This window comes from Levilactobacillus namurensis, from assembly GCF_032197885.1.
Lineage (GTDB): Bacteria > Bacillota > Bacilli > Lactobacillales > Lactobacillaceae > Levilactobacillus > Levilactobacillus namurensis_A.
In genome coordinates, this window is record NZ_CP134159.1 from 2,172,173 (window position 1) to 2,189,177 (window position 17,005).

Sequence of the window (17,005 nt, forward strand, 5' to 3'; positions counted from 1 at the left end):
CTATTCTTAAGAATGCTGAGCTGGTCTCCACGGCACATGGCAACCGCCTAAGGCCACCCTTCGCCGACTTGTCGGCTTAATTATACCGATTCATGAGTTGCGGAAATTCTGTTCCGGCGACCCAGTCATCCAACGCCGCTACCGCGTGGTCACTGGCTTGATTGAACAATGGTTGTTGCTCGGCCGTGAACCGGCCTAAGACGTAATCGACCACCGTGTGCTGTTGCGGGTGGGCAATTCCGACCCGAATTCGGGCGAAGTCTTGGCTACCTACGTGGGCAATGATGCTCTTGATGCCGTTATGGCCCCCCGCAGAACCGTGGTCCCGTAACCGAATCCGGCCTAGTGGCAAGTCCATATCGTCGTGGACCACAATCACGTCGTCCAAATCAATCTTGAAATAGTCCATTAAGGGGTGGACGGCCCGCCCGGACTCGTTCATGAAGGTCGTGGGTTTAACCACTAAGACTTTTTCGCCATTGACCATTCCCGTTCCGAACCGGGCGTCGAACTTCCGCGTATCCAGGGTTAACTGGTGGGCTTGTGCAAAGGCATCCACGACCATGAATCCCGTGTTGTGCCGCGTCCCGTTATACTGCGGACCGATATTTCCTAAACCAACAATCATCTTCATAATTTTTTAATAGGCTCCCTTAAAGCAGGTTATTTTTGACAGAGCGACAAAATAGCTGGACGGATAAACTTCCCGTTCAGCTGGCTACCAGAGCCGACATTCTATGACTGAGTCAACTGCGAATAGTATAGCATAGTCCCCCGCACACGTCATGATTGGCCTCCCTACCCGGCCGGCGATATTGATAAACAATTTTTCTCCGAGATATAAGTTTTGTTTATGACGACTAAGACGCTTACATGGTATACTAACGCATAGGTATTCAACGTATGCCTAGATGTCCATACACTAATTTAGGAGATGAAGAATTTGACTACTAAGAATCATCAAAAAGTTATTCTGGTTGGTGACGGTGCCGTTGGGTCCGCATTTGCCTACTCAATGGTCAACCAAGGGTTAGCTGAAGAATTCGGAATTATTGATGTTGTTAAGGAACGGACCGAAGGGGACGCACTGGACCTGGAAGATGCCCAAGTCTTCACGGCACCTAAGAACATCTACTCTGCTGATTACGCCGACTGCAAGGACGCCGATGTCGTGGTTATCACGGCCGGCGCCGCACAAAAGCCTGGCGAAACTCGGTTGGACCTGGTCAACAAGAACTTGAAGATCTTCTCCATGATCATCAAGCCAATCGTTGATTCTGGTTTCGATGGCATCTTCGTCATCGCAGCCAACCCAGTGGATATCTTGACTTACGCAACCTGGAAGTTCTCCGGCTTCCCTAAGGAAAAGGTGATTGGTTCCGGAACTTCTCTGGACACCTCCCGGTTACGCGTTGCGTTAGCTAAGAAGTTCAACGTCGACCCACGGAACGTGGATGCCTACATCATGGGTGAACACGGTGATTCCGAATTCGCGGCCTTCGACGAAGCTACGATTGGTGGTAAGCCATTGAAGAGCATCGCCAAGGAACACGGCGTTTCCGACGACGACCTGGCCACGATCGAAGACCAGACGCGGAAGAAAGCTTACGAGATCATCAACCGTAAGGGCGCAACCTACTACGGTATCGCGACTTGCCTGATGCGCATCACCAAGGCCATCTTACGCGACGAAAACGCCGTCTTACCAGTCGGCGCTGCCCTGGACGGCGAATATGGCCTGAACGACATCTTTATCGGGACGCCAGCCATCATCAACGCCAACGGGTTAGCTGGTGTGATCGAAGTGCCACTGTCCGCTAAAGAACAAGACGCCATGGCTAAGTCTGCGGAAACCTTAAAGAAGGTTACGCAAGACGGCTTGGCTGCCTTGGACAACTAAATTTTAATTTGACTTCATCAAAAGACCGGGCCAGTTGCCCGGCCTTTTTTATACGGTTTTTAGCATCACAAATTCGGCAAACACCCCTTGTTTTTACCAAGCTGACTGTTATCATTAATAAGTGGAATTTATTAACTCGCCGTTAATTTTACGAGTTGACTAATCCTCCCCCACGAGCACCATCGGGGGTAAACGATCCCGTTATCCGGGGAAAAACGCTCAGTTAGCACGGTGCAATCTTAGTCGGTAACTGACGGCTAAGTTGCATTTGCATTGTGATTTAAGGCTTTTTGAAGTAATCTGAGGGTAAGATAATCACGGATCGTTAAACTGGCGACTTTTGAGCCACCGGTACTATTCTTAGGGAGGCTACACCATGCAAAAACGCAAAGCACTCGTCATTGGAGTCGTAACCGCCTGCGTAGCGGTTGGCGCTCTATATGTCAGTCAAGCCATGCACTATTCCCGCGCTAAAGTGTTCTTCAACGACACCCAAATCGCGGGCGTTAACGTCGGGGGCAATACCGCTCAGGAGGCGGCCACTAAGCTCAAGTCGGCGATGCACCAACTAACCTTAAAGGATGGCAAGCAAACGGTCAGCACCTTCAAACCGCAAGAAGCCAACCTGAAGATCACTTCTGTCACGGCCTTACAGCAACTGATCAATCAGCAAAATGCCTGGAGCTGGCCCGCTCACCTGACTTCTGCCACGGCAGATACCCTGAAGTTGGACACCAGCAGTAAGAACCAAAAGAGCGTCCAACAACTGGCCACCCAGATCACCACTAAGGCCAACCGGACCCGAACGGCCCCAACGGACGCCACGTTCACTTACCAGGACGGCCAGTACCGGGCAACTAAGGAAAAGACGGGGAACCAACTGGACGCTACCAAGGTCGCAGCGTCCATCACCCGGGCCTTAGATAAGGGTCAGTCCACGGTCAACGTCGCGGGGGATTACGTTCAACCCCAAGTGACCGTCAAGAGTACGGCCTTTAAGACGGCCCTAGCCAAGGCCCAACAAATCACCAAACAAAAATACGTCTACAAACTGGGCAAGCACACCCTAACGATTCCGGCCGAAACCTTAGCCAGCTGGATCACCTTGAAGGACGGCCAAGTGGCAACTAACCAAAGCAAGGTCAAAAGTTACCTGACCAAGTTAAGTCACCAGTACGGCACCGTCTATAAGACCCGGTCCTTCAAGTCCACCAAGCGGGACACCGTCAAAGTGCCAGCTGGGCTCTATGGCTGGAGTATCAACGTCAAGTCCGAAGCCCCTAAACTCGATCAACTGGTCGCTAAGGGCCAAGGCATGACGCGGACTCCCGTTATCCAAGGGTCCGGATACCACAAGGACGGCACCGACATCGGGAACTCCTACGTGGAAGTCGACAAGACCAACCAACACATGTGGGTCTACAAGAACGGCAAGTTGGTGGTCTCGACGGACGTGGTCACGGGGTTACCAACCACCGCGCATCACACGCCGTCTGGTGTCTGGGTCATCTGGAGTAAGCAACGGAACACGACCCTGCGGGGCAAGAACGACAACGGCTCCAGCTACGCCTCTAAGGTCAAGTACTGGATGCCCGTTGACGACACCGGTGTGGGCATTCACGATTCACCATGGCAACCGCAATACGGGGGCACCTGGTACGTGAAGCACGGCTCCCACGGGTGTGTCAACACGCCGCCTTCCAAGATTGCGTCCGTCTACGCCAACGTGAAGGTCGGAACCCCCGTCTTGGTTTTCTAATGATTCTTTAAAAATAACCCACCGATTATTCAGTTGATTGAATAATCGGTGGGTTTTACTTAACCGTCTATTTAATGGCCACGCCAATCGCCAATAGGACGATAATGGCAATGAATCCCGCTAGGGTCCAATACAGCCACTTCTTGGTAATGATCCGGTCATCATCGTGCGAGTCCTTATTCACCTTGCCACCCTCCTCTGCTCTAGATGTTATTCTCATTTTACCATTAAATTCTGGAAAAGATGCTACCGAATATGCAGGGAGTATGGTATGATGAGAAGAGATTATGAGAAGTTTCTAATTTTAGGAGGTCATCTGCTATGCTGCTTAAATCCCTAGTGAAACCGAAAGAACGGTTAGTGACGGTTCGCGAGGATGTCACCTTGGAGCAAGCCTTAAAAGTGCTTGAAGACTCTGGTTACCGGTGTGTGCCAATTCTAGACGAAACGGGCCAAATCTTCCGGGGAAACATCTACAAGATGCACATCTATCGTCATAAATCGCGGGGCGGCGATATGCAGCTCCCGGTTACTTCCCTCTTAAAGAACGCCACCAAGTTCATTTCCGTGAACGCCGCCTTCTTTAACGTCTTCTTCTCAATCAAGGATCTTCCGTACATCGCCGTCTTGGACGACAAGAACGCTTTCTACGGCATCTTGACGCATACCCGGCTGATGGACATGCTGTCCCAATCTTGGAACGTCAACATCGGCAGTTACGTATTGACCGTCGTTTCCGCCGGTGAACGGGGTGACTTGGCCGGGATGGCTAAGGTCATCACCAAGTACACCTCGATTGCCAGTGTGATCAGCCTGGACGCCCAAGAAGGTGAACTGGTTCACCGAACCATGTTTACGCTCCCTGCAGAAGTGGACCAAGAGAAGCTTGACCGGATCGTCCACGCCCTGGAACGTAAGGAATTCCACGTTCCAGAAATTGAAGACCTTCGTCACGAAAGCTAAGTCGACTGACAGACAGTCTTCAGCCACCACGAACCGTGTTACTTAAAAAAGCAGCTTACCCCCATTCTTCACCGTGGGGGTAAGCTGCTTTTGAGTTTTCAGTCATCTCATCGCTCCCGTCCGTGCCGGGACGGAATCGACCAGAAAAAGCGCACCCGAAACTACGTGCGCGCTGGTCTTGAAGTGCTATGTACTCTTGCGGGTCTTTTCTTTCGCGACCGATCCACCAGGCCAATGCTGGTCGCCAAAGCGGCGTCCACCTGGGCCATCGTCTTGACATCTAAATGTGTCACCTGGTCTTTTAACCGTTGCTTGTCAATCGTTCGAATCTGTTCAAGCAAAATGACGGAATCCCGCTCAATTCCGGTATGAGCGGCCGAAATGCCGACATGCGTCGGCATTTTAGGCTTCTCAATCCGGGCGGTGATTGCCGCCACGATAACGGTCGGACTATAGTGGTTCCCCACGTTGTTTTGAATAATCAACACGGGGCGCATCCCACCCTGTTCCGAACCAACGACCGGTGATAGATCGGCAAAGAAAACGTCCCCGCGCTTAACCTCAACACGGGCCATAGGCCGCCATCCCCTATCTTCTGGATTTTTTTATCAGTGCTACTTGTTGCCGTCGAAATTGTGTTAAGTGGCGTTCGGCCTCTTCCTCACACGGGGTAAAGACCCGAACAATCTCCCGATTAATCGGTGCCATCGCCTGGTAACCGTGAATCAATGCTAATTGGTCGGCTTGCTCAGTCGGGACGGTGATTAACGCTTGGCGCTGAATCGCCCGTGAAATTTTAACGCGAATCCGAGCATGCATCGTTGGTCGTGTCGGCATCATGGTAACCCTCCTAATTGGTCACTAAACTTCTCCAATATAGTTTACCACGAAAGCTTCACCCATGATACGGGAAACCTAGTAAATTAATTGATGTAGTGCCGCGGTAGGCGATCGGTAAAGCCGCAAGCCAGCTCATAATGAATGGTCCCGCAGTAATCTGCCAAGTCTTGGAGGCCAATGGTCTGGTCACCATCGCGTCCGACTAACGTGACCTTGGTACCCCGTTGGTAAGCCTGCGGTAAGCGAATCATCATCTGGTCCATGCAGACCCGGCCGATAATCTCGCAGAACTGACCAGCGACCAAGACGTGGAAGCCTTGAAGGCGCCGTTCGTAGCCATCGGCGTACCCAATCGGAACCGTACCGACCCACTCGTCTTGTTGCGCCGTGTAGGTCGCCCCGTAACTCACGGATTCTCCAGCGTGTAACTGCTTGGTGTACACCAGTTCACTGGTCAGACTCATGGCTGGCTCCAGCGGATACGGCGTCTGCGGAATGGCTTCACCGGACGGATTCAGCCCGTAACCCGCAACGCCGAACCGCACCAGGTTGTCGTTGCAGGCATCGTGCCAAAGACTGGTGGCCGAGTTCGAGACGTGAACGTAGCGGGGACGGTGCGGTAAGGTGTCGACTAGCGCGTGCCACTTCGCGACCTGGCCCTTGAAGTAACGGTCGTCCGGATCATCGGCCGTGGAGAAATGGGTGAAGATCCCCTCAAAAATGAATTCCGTTGAATGGGTGGTCATGAAATCCGTTGCGGTCTTCAAGGCGTCCGGCGTTCTAAAGCCAATCCGTCCCATCCCGGTATCCAGGCCTAGGTGCACCCGTAACGGTGCTTTCGTTGGCGCCAAGGCCAGGTACTTTGCCGCTTCGGCTAGCCAATCCGTTGCCGCGACCGTCGCGGAGATCTTCTGGGCCGCCATCAACGGTGCATCCTGCGGTCGAGTGACCCCCAGGATCAAGATGGGATCATTAAAGCCCGCTGCCCGCAGTTCCAGCGCTTCATCTAAAATCGCCACACAAAAGCCACTGGCCCCGGCTTCCTTGGCTACGCGGGCAACTTGTGCCGCCCCGTGACCGTAACCATTGGCTTTGACCACCATGAATAAGTCACACCCGGCCTTTAACCGTCTAACTTCTGCTTGAATATTATGCCGCAACGCCTGACGATCAATCACCAGCTGCGTGGGCCGATGTACCCCAACTACCATGACTATTGCCCTCTTTCTAAAATAACTTGCGTCATCACCACAGTCGCGGTATGTGATATCGAGACGTGCGCGATGCCCCTAAACGGCTGACGTCTAACTTCGGGGCGACCAGCAGCGTTGTCACGAACTTCTAGGTCTTGAAACCCGAAGGCCTTACCAATCCCGGTGCCCAAGGCTTTCCCGTACGACTCCTTCACCGACCACCGGCCCGCTAGAAACTCCACGGCCCGCTGGCCACTCAAGCGTTGATAATCACTGAGTTCCCCTGGTGTTAGGACCCGCGTTAGAAACGCCGGATAATCGCTCACCACTTGCTGGACCCGTGCTAAATCCGTAATATCGATTCCAGTTCCGTAGATCACGGTGTCACCCCCTTAAACGTCTAAGCCTTATTCTAGCACAGCCAAGTCATGTTGGGGGTGACGTATCCCCGGTTAACGCAAATCGTTACCAAAACACTAGTAATCCCGTCTCAGTCCCGTCATTGAGTGCCCCACCGGGACCTCCGCCAGACCAGCCTTACCTTCATCAATTAGAAATAAGGTATGCTTTCGATAATTAAATGTTAGCATAATTAATTTACCCAATCAATAAATAAGCTACTCCCAAATCAGCATGACCCGGACACTCAACTGGGCCATGCCAGTTGGCGAAACCCGCAAGTTGCGCTAGAATCGAAGGAACGCTTACGCATAAGGGAGTCTGAACAATGAAAAAAATCATCGGCATCACGGCGGACGAGCTACTGGCTCCGATGCCCTACATCAATCAACAACACGCCGACTTCGTGCCCCGGCCGTTAGTCGACGCGGTCACGGCCACGCAAGCCATTCCACTAGGTCTGGCCCCCGTCCCCACCACGGACGTGGCCGACCTCTTGGCACCACTCGACGGCTTAATCCTCACCGGCGGACCCGACGTTGATCCGACCTTTATGGGCGAAGACCCGCGCCCGGCCTTAGGCATCACCAACCGTCGCCGCGACATTTTCGAGATTGCCCTGGTCCGGGCCGCCGTCGCCCAACATTTACCGATCCTCGCCATCTGCCGCGGGATGCACGTGGTCAACGTGGCCTTAGGCGGGACGCTGTACCAAGATTTGCCGACCCAGTACCCCGGCAAGGGCCTCCTCAAGCACCAACAGGCGGCTCCCGGTAACCTGCCGACCCACACCGTCACCGTGCGCCCTTCGGCCCTCCAAGACGCCGTGGGGCAGCACCCCTTCGTGAACTCGCGCCACCATCAAGCCGTACGTTTTCCCGCCGATGACGTGCTGATCGTGGCGCGCGCCAGTGACGGCGTCATCGAAGGCATTGAGAACGCCGATGCCAGCATCCAAGGCGTGCAGTGGCATCCGGAAAATATGTGGCGGGCGTACCCCGAACAACGTGCGCTCTTCCAGGCGTTCACGGACCGGCTCTAAACCCACTCCGTCATTAACACCACGTTCCGTGGTTCCACGGGTTTCCCCATTTCAACTATCCTCGCCGAAAAAAAGAGCGCACCGACCAGCCGGTCAGTGCGCTCTTTCCAATCAATCTCTCTTTTTAAGTGAAACTAGTCTTTCTTCCGAATCGTGAAGCCGCGCTTGCCGCTTCCTTCGGACCGCCGACCACCGTTGTTGCTACGGTGTCCCCGGTTACCTTCGTAACCGCGACCGCCATTGCGGCTGCCGCCGCGACGATCGTTGTTCCGGTGATGGTAGCCACCACCGTTGCCGTGCCGGTTACCACCACCACGGTGATAGCCGCCACCGCCATGGCGCTTACCACCGCGCTTAGGCAGTGGCCGCTCTGGCGTGATCTTAACCGGTACTTGACTACTGTCGTCCTTGGTCACGTCGTTCAAGAGCGCTGCAACCAAGTCTTCAGCATCGTATTCTTCCAGCAAGCTCTTAGCCGCTGAAGCATACTTTTCAGTATCCGTCTTGTTGACCAATTCGGTAACGGCTTCCTTAGCAACCCCTAATTGGCCGACAAAGGCTTCTTCAGCCGAAGGCGGCTTCAGAGGGAGCATCCGCACCTTGGTCAACTTTTCAATTTCTCGCAAGTAACCCATTTCGTTCGGCGTCACGAAGGTCATGGAAACCCCGTGCTTCCCGGCACGACCGGTCCGACCGACCCGGTGAACGTAACTGTCAGGGTCTTGTGGAATATCGTAGTTGTACACGTGGGTCACATCGTTGATGTCGATCCCCCGGGCAGCGACGTCCGTCGCGACTAAGATATCCAACTTTCCGTGACGGAATTCGTTCATGATCTGGGTCCGGCGCTTCTGCGTCAGGTCCCCATGAATCCCAGCCGCGTTGTAACCCCGCGCCTGTAATCCGTTCGAAATTTCATCGACCCGCCGCTTAGTCCGCGTGAAGACGATGGTCAAGTCAGGGTCTTGCACGTCGAAGAACCGCGTCATGATATCGAACTTCTCGAAGTCCCGCGAACGAACGTAGAACTGGTCGATCAAGTCCGTGGTCAATTCCTTGGCCTTAATCTTCACGTGCTTAGGATCTTGCATGAACTGCACACCGACCCGTTTGATTTCAGGTGGCATGGTTGCGGAGAAGAGCATGGTTTGCCGTTCTTCTGGCAATTGCTTGATGATGTCTTCAATGTCATCCAAGAAGCCCATGTTCAACATTTCGTCCGCTTCATCTAAGACCAGCATCTGAACGTGGTCTAACTTCAGCGTGTGCCGCCGGATGTGGTCTAATAACCGACCAGGCGTACCGACCACCACTTGAGGGTGGTTCTTCAAGGACTTGATTTGACGGCGAATATCCGCCCCACCATAGACGACCTGCACGTTAGCCCGTTCGTGCCGACCTAACTTGTAGATTTCTTCTTGCGTTTGGATCGCTAATTCCCGCGTTGGGGAGATCACTAATGCCTGCACATTCGGATTGCTTTTATCAATCTTTTCCAGAATCGGGAGTGCAAAGGCGGCCGTCTTACCGGTCCCAGTCTGAGCTTGACCAATCACGTCTTGGCCCTTTAAGACCATTGGAATGGTTTCGGCTTGAATTGGGGTCGCTTCCTCGTAACCTGCATCAGTAACAGCTGCTAATAGGTCATCGGAGAGACCCAGTTCTTTAAACTTCAAATATTTTTCCTCCTGTATGGGTAACGTCACCCTAGTGCCTTGCAATTCTTGGAAAAAATCCGTTTCCCATGCTGCGAAAAACAATTGGCTAGAGCGGAGTAAGTCAGTTCTTAAATTTTACAACCAAACCATCATACAACGGCCCAACAAAATAAGCAACTCCTACGACTTCTAGGAATTGCTTACATTTCACTTATTTTAGTCTTTAGAATCCGGCACCAATTGCGCCAGGACGTTCTCCAAGTGGATTCCGTGCGACCCTTTTAACAAAATTTGGTCGTTAGCCGTCAACGTGGCCTGTAAGGTCCGCGTCAACTGATCCAGTTGGTCCGTGTCAAAGTGCGTTACGGGTAAATCTGGCGCCTGTTGCGCCAAAGCCGTCTGTAAGGCCACCATGTGGGGACCCACCAGATAAACCCCCGCAAACTTCGTCGGGTCTAAGGCGTCCGCCAAGCCAGCGTGTAAAGCGTCCGCTTGATCGCCCAACTCCAACATGTCCCCCAGGACCACTAACCGCCGACCCTTGACCGGGGTCTGAGCAAACGCGCCCAAGACCTCCCGGACCGCCGTCGGGTTCGAGTTGTACACGTCACTGAGGACCGCAGCCCCCTGCGTACTGGTCAGCCACTCGGCCCGGTTCTTGGTCAACGGAACCGTCGCCAACGCCTTTTGCGCGTTTGCCGCTTGGATCCGATAGATCTGGGCCACGGCCAAAGCCGCCAACGCATTATTAACGTTGTATTCCCCAATCATGGGTACCGTAAAGGTCACGTCAGGATAGGCGTTACTGGTGAAGCTGGTGCTGGTCGCCGTATCCTGCACGCTAGTCGCGTAGAAGTCGTTGGTGGTCTGCCGACCGAACGTCAACTGACGTTGCTTTAAGTCCGCGACCCGCTCCCGCAATAACGGCTCATCACCATCATAGACGAAGACCCCGTCATCGCTCAGACCATGGGTGATCTCAAACTTAGCATCCGCAATCTTGTCCCGGGTCCCGAAGAATTCGATGTGGGCCTCTCCAATCATGGTAATGATCGCCACGTCCGGTGTGACCAACTTACTGAGAAAGTCCAGCTGACCGGGACGGTCCATCCCCATCTCGACCACCAGCATCTCCGTGTTGGGTTCCATGGACAGAACCGTCATCGGCACACCGATTTCATTGTTAAAGTTCGCGTAAGTCTTGGTCACGTTGAACTGGGTCCCTAAGATCGCCGCAACCATATCCTTGGTCGTGGTCTTCCCGTTACTCCCCGTGACGGCGACCACCCGTGGGTTGATCTTGGTCAGGTAATACCGGGCTAGGGTCTGGAGCGCGGTCAATGAGTTGGCGACTTGAATCACCGGAAAGCCCGCTGGTGCCGTGGCTAAGTCTTGAGCCCAGAGCGTGGCTGCTGCGCCATGATCAATCGCTGATTGAATAAACTGGTGGCCGTCTTGTTCCCCCGTTAGCGGAATGAACAGGCCACCCGGTTGTAGGTGGCGACTATCAAACGCGACGCTGGTCACGTCGACGTCCGCCCATTGTTCGTAATCGTTGATTGCCCCTACCGCATGGGCAATTTCCGCAAGTTGCATCTTCATAATGTCGACTCCCATTTCGTGTGGCAAATTGCCACCGTCTTTTAGCTAGGCCCTATGCGACCGGGCCGGTGTAAAATTCTGGTTACCATTATACCATGAAACGCGGATAACTCACCGAATTCTCCCAAAGTCCTCCCATTCATCGCCGGCAACCCGCGCCCCAGACCGAACAAAAAGCCTCCCCATCACTAGGGAGACTTCTATAAATTTCAGCTTAAATCAAATCCGCGACTTCACCAAATTCTTGGTTATCGTGAATCGTTAGCGACCATTCCCGCGTTGCCAAGTCGTACCGTAAACTGGCGACTTCCTTCGAATCGGCGTAAACCTCTTCTTGGGTGTGCCAGGCGGCCTGATGCTCCGGGTGTTGAACGGCACGTACCGGAATCAGGTAGACCCGCCGCCGTTCCACCAACTGATCGAAGGCGATCACGGCACCATCCATTAAGCCTTCAGTTAGTTGCAACAGGATTTCGTGGGGAATGTCCGTGATTGACAACGGTCGGGCGAAGACCCAACGGTTGTTATGCATCGCCCGCAAATGCCGCTTAATGCTCACGTCCAGTACGTGTCCGAAATGGTTCAGGTGCTGATAGTAGACCTTGTAGAAGCCATCCCGCAAGCTTAGAAAGGCGTATTCGTTTTGCAATTTGGCGTAAAACGGCGTTCGAATATGCGTCTCCATGTGCCCTAAGTAGAGCAACTCCGCAATCTCCGTGGGTAACAGGAAATCAAGATCATCGGCGTGCAGGTAATCCAACCACTTCACGGGCTGGGTGTGCTTCCCTAACAAATACCGCCGCACCTGGGCCTGACCCGAAACGGTCTGAAAACGGGTATGGGGATTGATTTCCACGTCGTTTCCGGATTCAGCGTTCAGCAACAACAATTGATTGGGCACCTCGGGGACCCCATTTAAAAAATCGGCGGGCGAGATTCCCAACGAATACACCATGTTGGTAACTGGCTCTAAACTGAGATAGACAAAATTTCCACGCATACTCTTACACTCTTTCTGCTAATTTCCTCTTTCATTGTACACCGAAATAACGCGAGAATATCGCTTATTTTCTACATTTTTTCCAGCCGGGCAATCCGGTCCGCAATGGGCGGATGAGTGGCAAATAAGTCACCCAATTTTCGCTTCTTCTTGAACGGATCCCCGATATATAATGCCGAACTGTTGGGATCGGCCGCCTGCATCGGCTGGCTATCATCGATCTTCTCCAGTGCCGAGATCAACCCCTGTGGATTCCGGGTCAGCTCAACACTGGCCGCATCCGCGAGGTACTCTCGGTTCCGGGACAGCGCCATCTGCGCAATGCTCGCCGCTAACGGGGCCAGTATCAGTAACACTACCGAGATGACTAACCCAATCACGTTACCGGCTGACCCCTGGTCGTCGTCATCGTCGCGGCGGCGCGCACCGCCCCACCAGAACCAGTTACTGGCGAAGTTCACTAAGAACCCAATGGCCGCCGCCAACGCTAAGGCAATGGTCTGTAACCGAATATCGTAGTTGCGAATGTGCGACACCTCATGGCCAATCACACCTTCCAACTCCTCTCGGTTCAGCCGCTCGAGTAGCCCCGTGGTGACTGCGACCGCCGAATGGGCCGGGTCGTTGCCGGTCGCAAAGGCATTCGGACTGGCATCGTTAATGATGAAGACCCGCGGCATGGGAACTTGACCCACCATAGCCATGTCTTCGATCAGGTGCCAGAGTTGCGGTGCCTGGTCTTCTTGGGTAATCTCTTGCCCGTGGTTCATGCTCATGATAACGTTCGTTGAGTTACTGATCATCAGGACCATGTAGACCGCCGTGACGATGGCGGCCCCCACGACACCGGCTGACCAGCTGGCCCAAAAGACGTCCCCTAACGCCGCACCGACCGCCATGACGAGAAGACCGAAGCCCGCCATGACGTAGCCCGTTCGGCGCTTGTTCATGGCAATTTGTTCATATAACATGGTCTCGCCTACTTCGTATTCAGATCGTCAAAAGAAACTTTAGGCGTTGCCTTTTCTTCTGCCGGAACTTCAAGATACTTCTCCATCGCAAAGTGGTGAATGTTAGCCACTAAGTTGCTGGGGAAGGATTGGACCCGCATGTTCAGACTCGCCACGGTACTGTTGTAAAGTTGCCGCGAGTACGCAATCTTATTTTCCGTGTTGGTCAATTCTTCCATCAAGTTAGTAAACTGGGTGTTGGCCTTAAGATCTGGGTAGTTTTCCGCAACGGCGAACAGGGAACGCAACGTCCCCGACAATTCGTTGGACACTTCCATGGTCTGTTGCCGGTCCCCGGCCGGCACCGCCGTTAATTGATTCCGCAGTTCCACCACTTTTTGTAACGTCGACTTTTCATAAGTCGCGTACCCCTTAGTAGTCGAGACCAGGTTCGGAATCAAGTCATTTCGCCGCTTCAATTGCACGTCGATCTGACTCCAAGATTCTTGAACGTGGGTCCGAATCTGGACCAGGCCGTTATAGATGCTAACGTACCAGATAACCAGTAAGCCCACGATAACAATTGCAATAATCCATGCCATAAAGTTACCACTCCTCCAAGTTAATTTGTTAGACTAATCATAACAAAGGCACCTTAGCGAAACCAGCCTGTTCATCACGATTTAAGGATTAATTAGGAGGTCCCACCATGCACCATATTTTATTCGTTTGTCTCGGTAACATCTGCCGCTCCCCCATGGCCGAAGCCATCGCACAAAAAGAGATCGACCAAAACGGCCTGCAACGTGAATTTACCGTTCAATCCGTCGCGACTAGCCCCGAAGAGGAGGGTAACCATCCCCATCCCGGCGCGCTAAAAACCATGCGTCAACATGGCTTGGATGCCAGTGCACACCGGTCACGGCCCATCACGCCAGCCGACTTTGCTTGGGCCGACACCATCATCACCATGGACCACGCCAACGTAGCTAACCTGCAACGGCTAGCCCCCACGCCAGCTGATGCCGCCAAGATCAAGCTCTGCCTGGACATCCTCCCCGGACGCCAGGGACAGGCCATCGACGACCCCTGGTACACCCACAAGTTCGAACTAACCTACCAAGAACTGGCCGCAGCGATCCCCGCTTGGCTCCAAGCCTTAGCCCACTAACCTGTGAGGATTGGTAGAGTTACATCCGGTCCCACCAGCCGATTGGCAGGGCCGTGACGCCAGTGGGCACGACTTTGAGCTTCGCTAAACCCGCGAATCTCAAAGCTCGGCCTTAGCCTAAGGCCAGAGAACCCCTGGCCTAACGCTAATGTCACCGGCTGGGCCCTATCGGCTGGCGGGACCTCACATAGAGGCGCGACAATGATTAACGCAGTAGGCCATTCTAGCGCTAACGTGAGCCGTGAGGGTGGTCAGCTAGGGCTCAGCAGTGAAATTTGACTTGGGGAGCGTTTCTCAGCTGCCCTAGTCAAAGGCCCAGCTTCGAGACCGCTCTTTGGCTCGAAGTGGCGCCCACTGCGTTCCAGCCCTAGCTGGCCGCCCGGTAAGGCGGATAATTGACTCTAGTGTTGCTGGCTGGTGGGACCGGATGTATCAACACACTTGTGTTTCCAGCCCGACCCTAGTGCGTTCTAAGTTAAAAGTCAAAAGAAAAAGGCGCTGACCGCGCTTCCAGTTAACCAGCTTGCCAATGATGGCTGAGCGGTGATTCCTGGACGCGGTCAGCGCCTTTTACCTGAACGTTTACGTTTTTCGGGATGTCCGGTCCCCTAACCGGAGTGCCCGAATCTTAATCCTGCCGGCGACGATTCTTCAGCAGCAAGTAAATGATGATGGCCAGCAGAAGCACAATGACCACACCCCCCGCGACGAACCACCAGAAGTAATTCGGAGTTGCCGGTTGGTTGAACTTATTCGCTAACTTGCCAACTTCCTTTTGCGTCACCGTAAAGTCCTTGGTGAAGTGCCACTGGTAACCGCCTTTAGCCGTTGCATCCAGCGTCAACGTGTACTTCCCCGCGGACAATTGCGTTGAGCCCCAAGGTAGGGCGTAGGCGAAATGACTGTTGGGGGCCATTGCCATGTTGGCCTTTTCATTCTGCAATAAAACCTTACTGTCGCCCGCCTTAGTCACCCGGGCCTTGACCTTCAAGTTCCGCATCATCCCCGGACGCGGGTTCTGCAGCGTGGCCTCCACTTGATTCAAGGAGTTGATCTGACCCGCCTTCACATCCAGTAACTTCATGTCCGGTGCCACTTCTAAGGCTGATTCCCGCAGTCGCAGACCAATCACGTAAGCGAAGTTGTTGCTAATGGTTACACCCTTACTTTTGGTGGTCTGACCCCGGTCCAGTTTCTTAACGTTGATGCCCCCTAGAATCATCCCATCGAGCTTTTCTGCGGGCATTCGATACTGCACGTAGACCTTCTTGGTACTCTTCGCCGGCACCGTCACCACTGGTAACTGGGTCTTGTCGAAGATATCTTTGATGCCCACCTTTAACGAGCTGTCCCGCTTAGGATTGACTTGGCTATAATCAATGACCCCGTTCGCGTTGGTAATCGCCTGGTTCACGTTTACCTGGAACTTCTGGGCTTGATTGGTCTGGTTCCCAATGACGATTCCTAGCCGTTGCTCCTGGTTCGGCTTGACCCGCAAGGCGAAGTACGTGGCGTTCTTGTCATCTTGATTTTTCGGTAGCACCGCATTTACGGTATACCCCACACTTTCGGCCTTAGCCAACTGTTGATACCCACCAATGGTGAACAACAACGTTCCTAAAATGATCAATCCCTGCCAAATTCTTTTCTTCATGGCGCTCCCACCTTCCTTAAATCGTCCCCATTATAGCAAGGCTGAGCACCGAATTCGGGGACGACCACTCAGCTGCTTTAGTAACCCTGCAAACACGCAAAGATAGCGCTGGCTCTGCAACCAGCGCTACCAACTCACTTTCTTCGATTGCCCGCCACCTACTGCGGGGTATCCGTCAATAGCCAAGACAGCGTCCCCTGGTAGGTCTGTTCCCGGGTCACCGCCGACTCTAAAATACTGAGACGCATCGGCTGGGTCGGACTGGTATTCAACCGCCACAGCCAGGTGCCCACTCCCTGGCGATTGCCCGGCGTATCCTGCGCCCGAGCCACTAGCGAATAACTGCCCACCGGTAGCGCCTGCGTCGCCGTCACCAGGACATCTGGTTGCCGACTGGCGTTTTCTCCGGCCGATAAGAAGCGCGTCTCACCTAGACTGACCGTTAAGGCCCTTAGTTGCGCGCCATTAGTCTGACCCACCAAGGGTTCGGGCTTGAGCATCAAACTCCAGCCCGTCCCACTTCCCCGCCGGTCACTCAGCTGAATAAACGGCTGCGTGTTAGTGACCGTCGCGGTGATGGTTCCATCTTGAATGGCTTGCTGCTGAAACGTTAGGTTCGATAAATAATCCAAGGTTAAGTGACCTCGAGAGCCGGTACCTGGATTGTCCAGGTCATCGGGGTCACCAGGAAACGGCTTCCCGGAACCGTCCGGATCGGTCGGCGCTACCGGACCCGTCGTCGCATCCGGGACCAACTGGACGTTGCCAGTCGTCTGCCGTCCCGCTGACGTTGCCGCCAGCGCTGGAACACCACCCCCGACACCGAGAATCAACGAGGTCACCACCAAGAGCATTAGTCTGTTCACGGTGGTTC

General features: G+C 53.8%; 17 protein-coding genes. 5 read left to right on the forward strand and 12 right to left on the reverse strand.

Annotated elements, in window-relative coordinates; genetic code table 11:
* Nucleotides 1-76 precede the first annotated feature (76 nt).
* On the reverse strand, nucleotides 77-634 hold the full coding sequence (gene pth, locus RIN67_RS10465) for an aminoacyl-tRNA hydrolase (protein ID WP_024747906.1): 558 nt from the start codon (nucleotides 632-634) through the stop codon (nucleotides 77-79).
* Between the two features lie 300 nt (nucleotides 635-934).
* Between pth and RIN67_RS10470 the strand changes: the two genes are divergently transcribed.
* The 3 genes from RIN67_RS10470 (at nucleotide 935) to cbpA (ending at nucleotide 4,622) form a co-directional block, all read left to right on the forward strand.
* A complete protein-coding gene (locus tag RIN67_RS10470) occupies nucleotides 935-1,900 on the forward strand; it encodes an L-lactate dehydrogenase (RefSeq protein ID WP_264999949.1) in 966 nt (321 codons plus the stop codon).
* Between the two features lie 376 nt (nucleotides 1,901-2,276).
* A complete protein-coding gene (locus tag RIN67_RS10475; RefSeq protein WP_264999950.1) occupies nucleotides 2,277-3,659 on the forward strand; it encodes a L,D-transpeptidase family protein in 1,383 nt (460 codons plus the stop codon).
* 321 nt (nucleotides 3,660-3,980) lie between these two features.
* The gene (gene cbpA / locus RIN67_RS10480) at nucleotides 3,981-4,622 is read left to right on the forward strand and encodes a cyclic di-AMP binding protein CbpA (protein WP_024747909.1); all 642 of its coding nucleotides are present in this window, start codon (nucleotides 3,981-3,983) and stop codon (nucleotides 4,620-4,622) included.
* A gap of 161 nt (nucleotides 4,623-4,783) precedes the next feature.
* Here the strand turns inward: cbpA and RIN67_RS10485 are convergent, their stop codons facing one another.
* From RIN67_RS10485 to acpS, 4 genes are all read right to left on the reverse strand, one after another.
* Nucleotides 4,784-5,197: a type II toxin-antitoxin system PemK/MazF family toxin gene (locus tag RIN67_RS10485; protein WP_024747910.1), complete on the reverse strand. Its 414-nt coding sequence runs from the start codon at nucleotides 5,195-5,197 to the stop codon at nucleotides 4,784-4,786.
* A gap of 13 nt (nucleotides 5,198-5,210) precedes the next feature.
* The gene (locus RIN67_RS10490; RefSeq protein ID WP_024747911.1) at nucleotides 5,211-5,462 is read right to left on the reverse strand and encodes a hypothetical protein; all 252 of its coding nucleotides are present in this window, start codon (nucleotides 5,460-5,462) and stop codon (nucleotides 5,211-5,213) included.
* A gap of 83 nt (nucleotides 5,463-5,545) precedes the next feature.
* A complete protein-coding gene (alr, locus tag RIN67_RS10495) occupies nucleotides 5,546-6,673 on the reverse strand; it encodes an alanine racemase (RefSeq protein WP_264999951.1) in 1,128 nt (375 codons plus the stop codon).
* 2 nt (nucleotides 6,674-6,675) lie between these two features.
* Nucleotides 6,676-7,035, reverse strand: a complete 360-nt coding sequence (gene acpS / locus RIN67_RS10500; protein ID WP_107740714.1) for a holo-ACP synthase — start codon at nucleotides 7,033-7,035, stop codon at nucleotides 6,676-6,678.
* A 347-nt stretch (nucleotides 7,036-7,382) separates the two neighbouring features.
* Between acpS and RIN67_RS10505 the strand changes: the two genes are divergently transcribed.
* A complete protein-coding gene (locus RIN67_RS10505) occupies nucleotides 7,383-8,096 on the forward strand; it encodes a gamma-glutamyl-gamma-aminobutyrate hydrolase family protein (RefSeq protein ID WP_264999952.1) in 714 nt (237 codons plus the stop codon).
* A gap of 134 nt (nucleotides 8,097-8,230) precedes the next feature.
* Here RIN67_RS10505 and RIN67_RS10510 read toward each other — a convergent pair whose 3' ends face one another.
* The 5 genes from RIN67_RS10510 to RIN67_RS10530 all read right to left on the reverse strand — a co-directional run bounded on the left by RIN67_RS10510 (nucleotide 8,231) and on the right by RIN67_RS10530 (nucleotide 13,908).
* Entirely contained in the window at nucleotides 8,231-9,772 is a 1,542-nt protein-coding gene (locus RIN67_RS10510) for a DEAD/DEAH box helicase (RefSeq protein WP_107740712.1), read from the reverse strand.
* Between the two features lie 198 nt (nucleotides 9,773-9,970).
* Nucleotides 9,971-11,356: a UDP-N-acetylmuramoyl-tripeptide--D-alanyl-D-alanine ligase gene (locus tag RIN67_RS10515; protein ID WP_024747915.1), complete on the reverse strand. Its 1,386-nt coding sequence runs from the start codon at nucleotides 11,354-11,356 to the stop codon at nucleotides 9,971-9,973.
* Nucleotides 11,357-11,570: 214 nt separating this feature from the next.
* A complete protein-coding gene (locus tag RIN67_RS10520) occupies nucleotides 11,571-12,356 on the reverse strand; it encodes a hypothetical protein (RefSeq protein WP_024747916.1) in 786 nt (261 codons plus the stop codon).
* Between the two features lie 71 nt (nucleotides 12,357-12,427).
* Nucleotides 12,428-13,327 (reverse strand): zinc metalloprotease HtpX, encoded by a 900-nt coding sequence (htpX, locus tag RIN67_RS10525; protein WP_264999954.1) that lies wholly within the window; start codon nucleotides 13,325-13,327, stop codon nucleotides 12,428-12,430.
* An 8-nt stretch (nucleotides 13,328-13,335) separates the two neighbouring features.
* The gene (locus RIN67_RS10530; RefSeq protein ID WP_264999955.1) at nucleotides 13,336-13,908 is read right to left on the reverse strand and encodes a LemA family protein; all 573 of its coding nucleotides are present in this window, start codon (nucleotides 13,906-13,908) and stop codon (nucleotides 13,336-13,338) included.
* A 107-nt stretch (nucleotides 13,909-14,015) separates the two neighbouring features.
* Here RIN67_RS10530 and RIN67_RS10535 point away from each other — a divergent pair, with 107 nt between their 5' ends.
* A complete protein-coding gene (locus RIN67_RS10535; protein WP_107740708.1) occupies nucleotides 14,016-14,477 on the forward strand; it encodes a low molecular weight protein-tyrosine-phosphatase in 462 nt (153 codons plus the stop codon).
* A 628-nt stretch (nucleotides 14,478-15,105) separates the two neighbouring features.
* Here the strand turns inward: RIN67_RS10535 and RIN67_RS10540 are convergent.
* Complete coding sequence (locus RIN67_RS10540) at nucleotides 15,106-16,131, reverse strand: DUF916 and DUF3324 domain-containing protein (protein WP_264999956.1); 1,026 nt, start codon at nucleotides 16,129-16,131, stop codon at nucleotides 15,106-15,108.
* Between the two features lie 158 nt (nucleotides 16,132-16,289).
* Complete coding sequence (locus RIN67_RS10545) at nucleotides 16,290-16,997, reverse strand: WxL domain-containing protein (protein WP_264999957.1); 708 nt, start codon at nucleotides 16,995-16,997, stop codon at nucleotides 16,290-16,292.
* Nucleotides 16,998-17,005: the final 8 nt, after the last annotated feature.

What these genes read in the sequence shown, in the direction of transcription:
- RIN67_RS10535 (WP_107740708.1), top strand. Translation starts at nt 14,016, where the DNA reads ATGCACCATATTTTATTCGTTTGTCTCGGTAACATCTGCCGCTCCCCC.
- RIN67_RS10490 (WP_024747911.1), bottom strand. Translation starts at nt 5,462, where the DNA reads ATGATGCCGACACGACCAACGATGCATGCTCGGATTCGCGTTAAAATT.
- RIN67_RS10530 (WP_264999955.1), bottom strand. Translation starts at nt 13,908, where the DNA reads ATGGCATGGATTATTGCAATTGTTATCGTGGGCTTACTGGTTATCTGG.
- RIN67_RS10505 (WP_264999952.1), top strand. Translation starts at nt 7,383, where the DNA reads ATGAAAAAAATCATCGGCATCACGGCGGACGAGCTACTGGCTCCGATG.
- pth (WP_024747906.1), bottom strand. Translation starts at nt 634, where the DNA reads ATGAAGATGATTGTTGGTTTAGGAAATATCGGTCCGCAGTATAACGGG.
- htpX (WP_264999954.1), bottom strand. Translation starts at nt 13,327, where the DNA reads ATGTTATATGAACAAATTGCCATGAACAAGCGCCGAACGGGCTACGTC.
- RIN67_RS10485 (WP_024747910.1), bottom strand. Translation starts at nt 5,197, where the DNA reads ATGGCCCGTGTTGAGGTTAAGCGCGGGGACGTTTTCTTTGCCGATCTA.
- RIN67_RS10540 (WP_264999956.1), bottom strand. Translation starts at nt 16,131, where the DNA reads ATGAAGAAAAGAATTTGGCAGGGATTGATCATTTTAGGAACGTTGTTG.
- RIN67_RS10520 (WP_024747916.1), bottom strand. Translation starts at nt 12,356, where the DNA reads ATGCGTGGAAATTTTGTCTATCTCAGTTTAGAGCCAGTTACCAACATG.
- cbpA (WP_024747909.1), top strand. Translation starts at nt 3,981, where the DNA reads ATGCTGCTTAAATCCCTAGTGAAACCGAAAGAACGGTTAGTGACGGTT.
- RIN67_RS10475 (WP_264999950.1), top strand. Translation starts at nt 2,277, where the DNA reads ATGCAAAAACGCAAAGCACTCGTCATTGGAGTCGTAACCGCCTGCGTA.
- alr (WP_264999951.1), bottom strand. Translation starts at nt 6,673, where the DNA reads ATGGTAGTTGGGGTACATCGGCCCACGCAGCTGGTGATTGATCGTCAG.
- RIN67_RS10470 (WP_264999949.1), top strand. Translation starts at nt 935, where the DNA reads ATGAAGAATTTGACTACTAAGAATCATCAAAAAGTTATTCTGGTTGGT.
- RIN67_RS10515 (WP_024747915.1), bottom strand. Translation starts at nt 11,356, where the DNA reads ATGAAGATGCAACTTGCGGAAATTGCCCATGCGGTAGGGGCAATCAAC.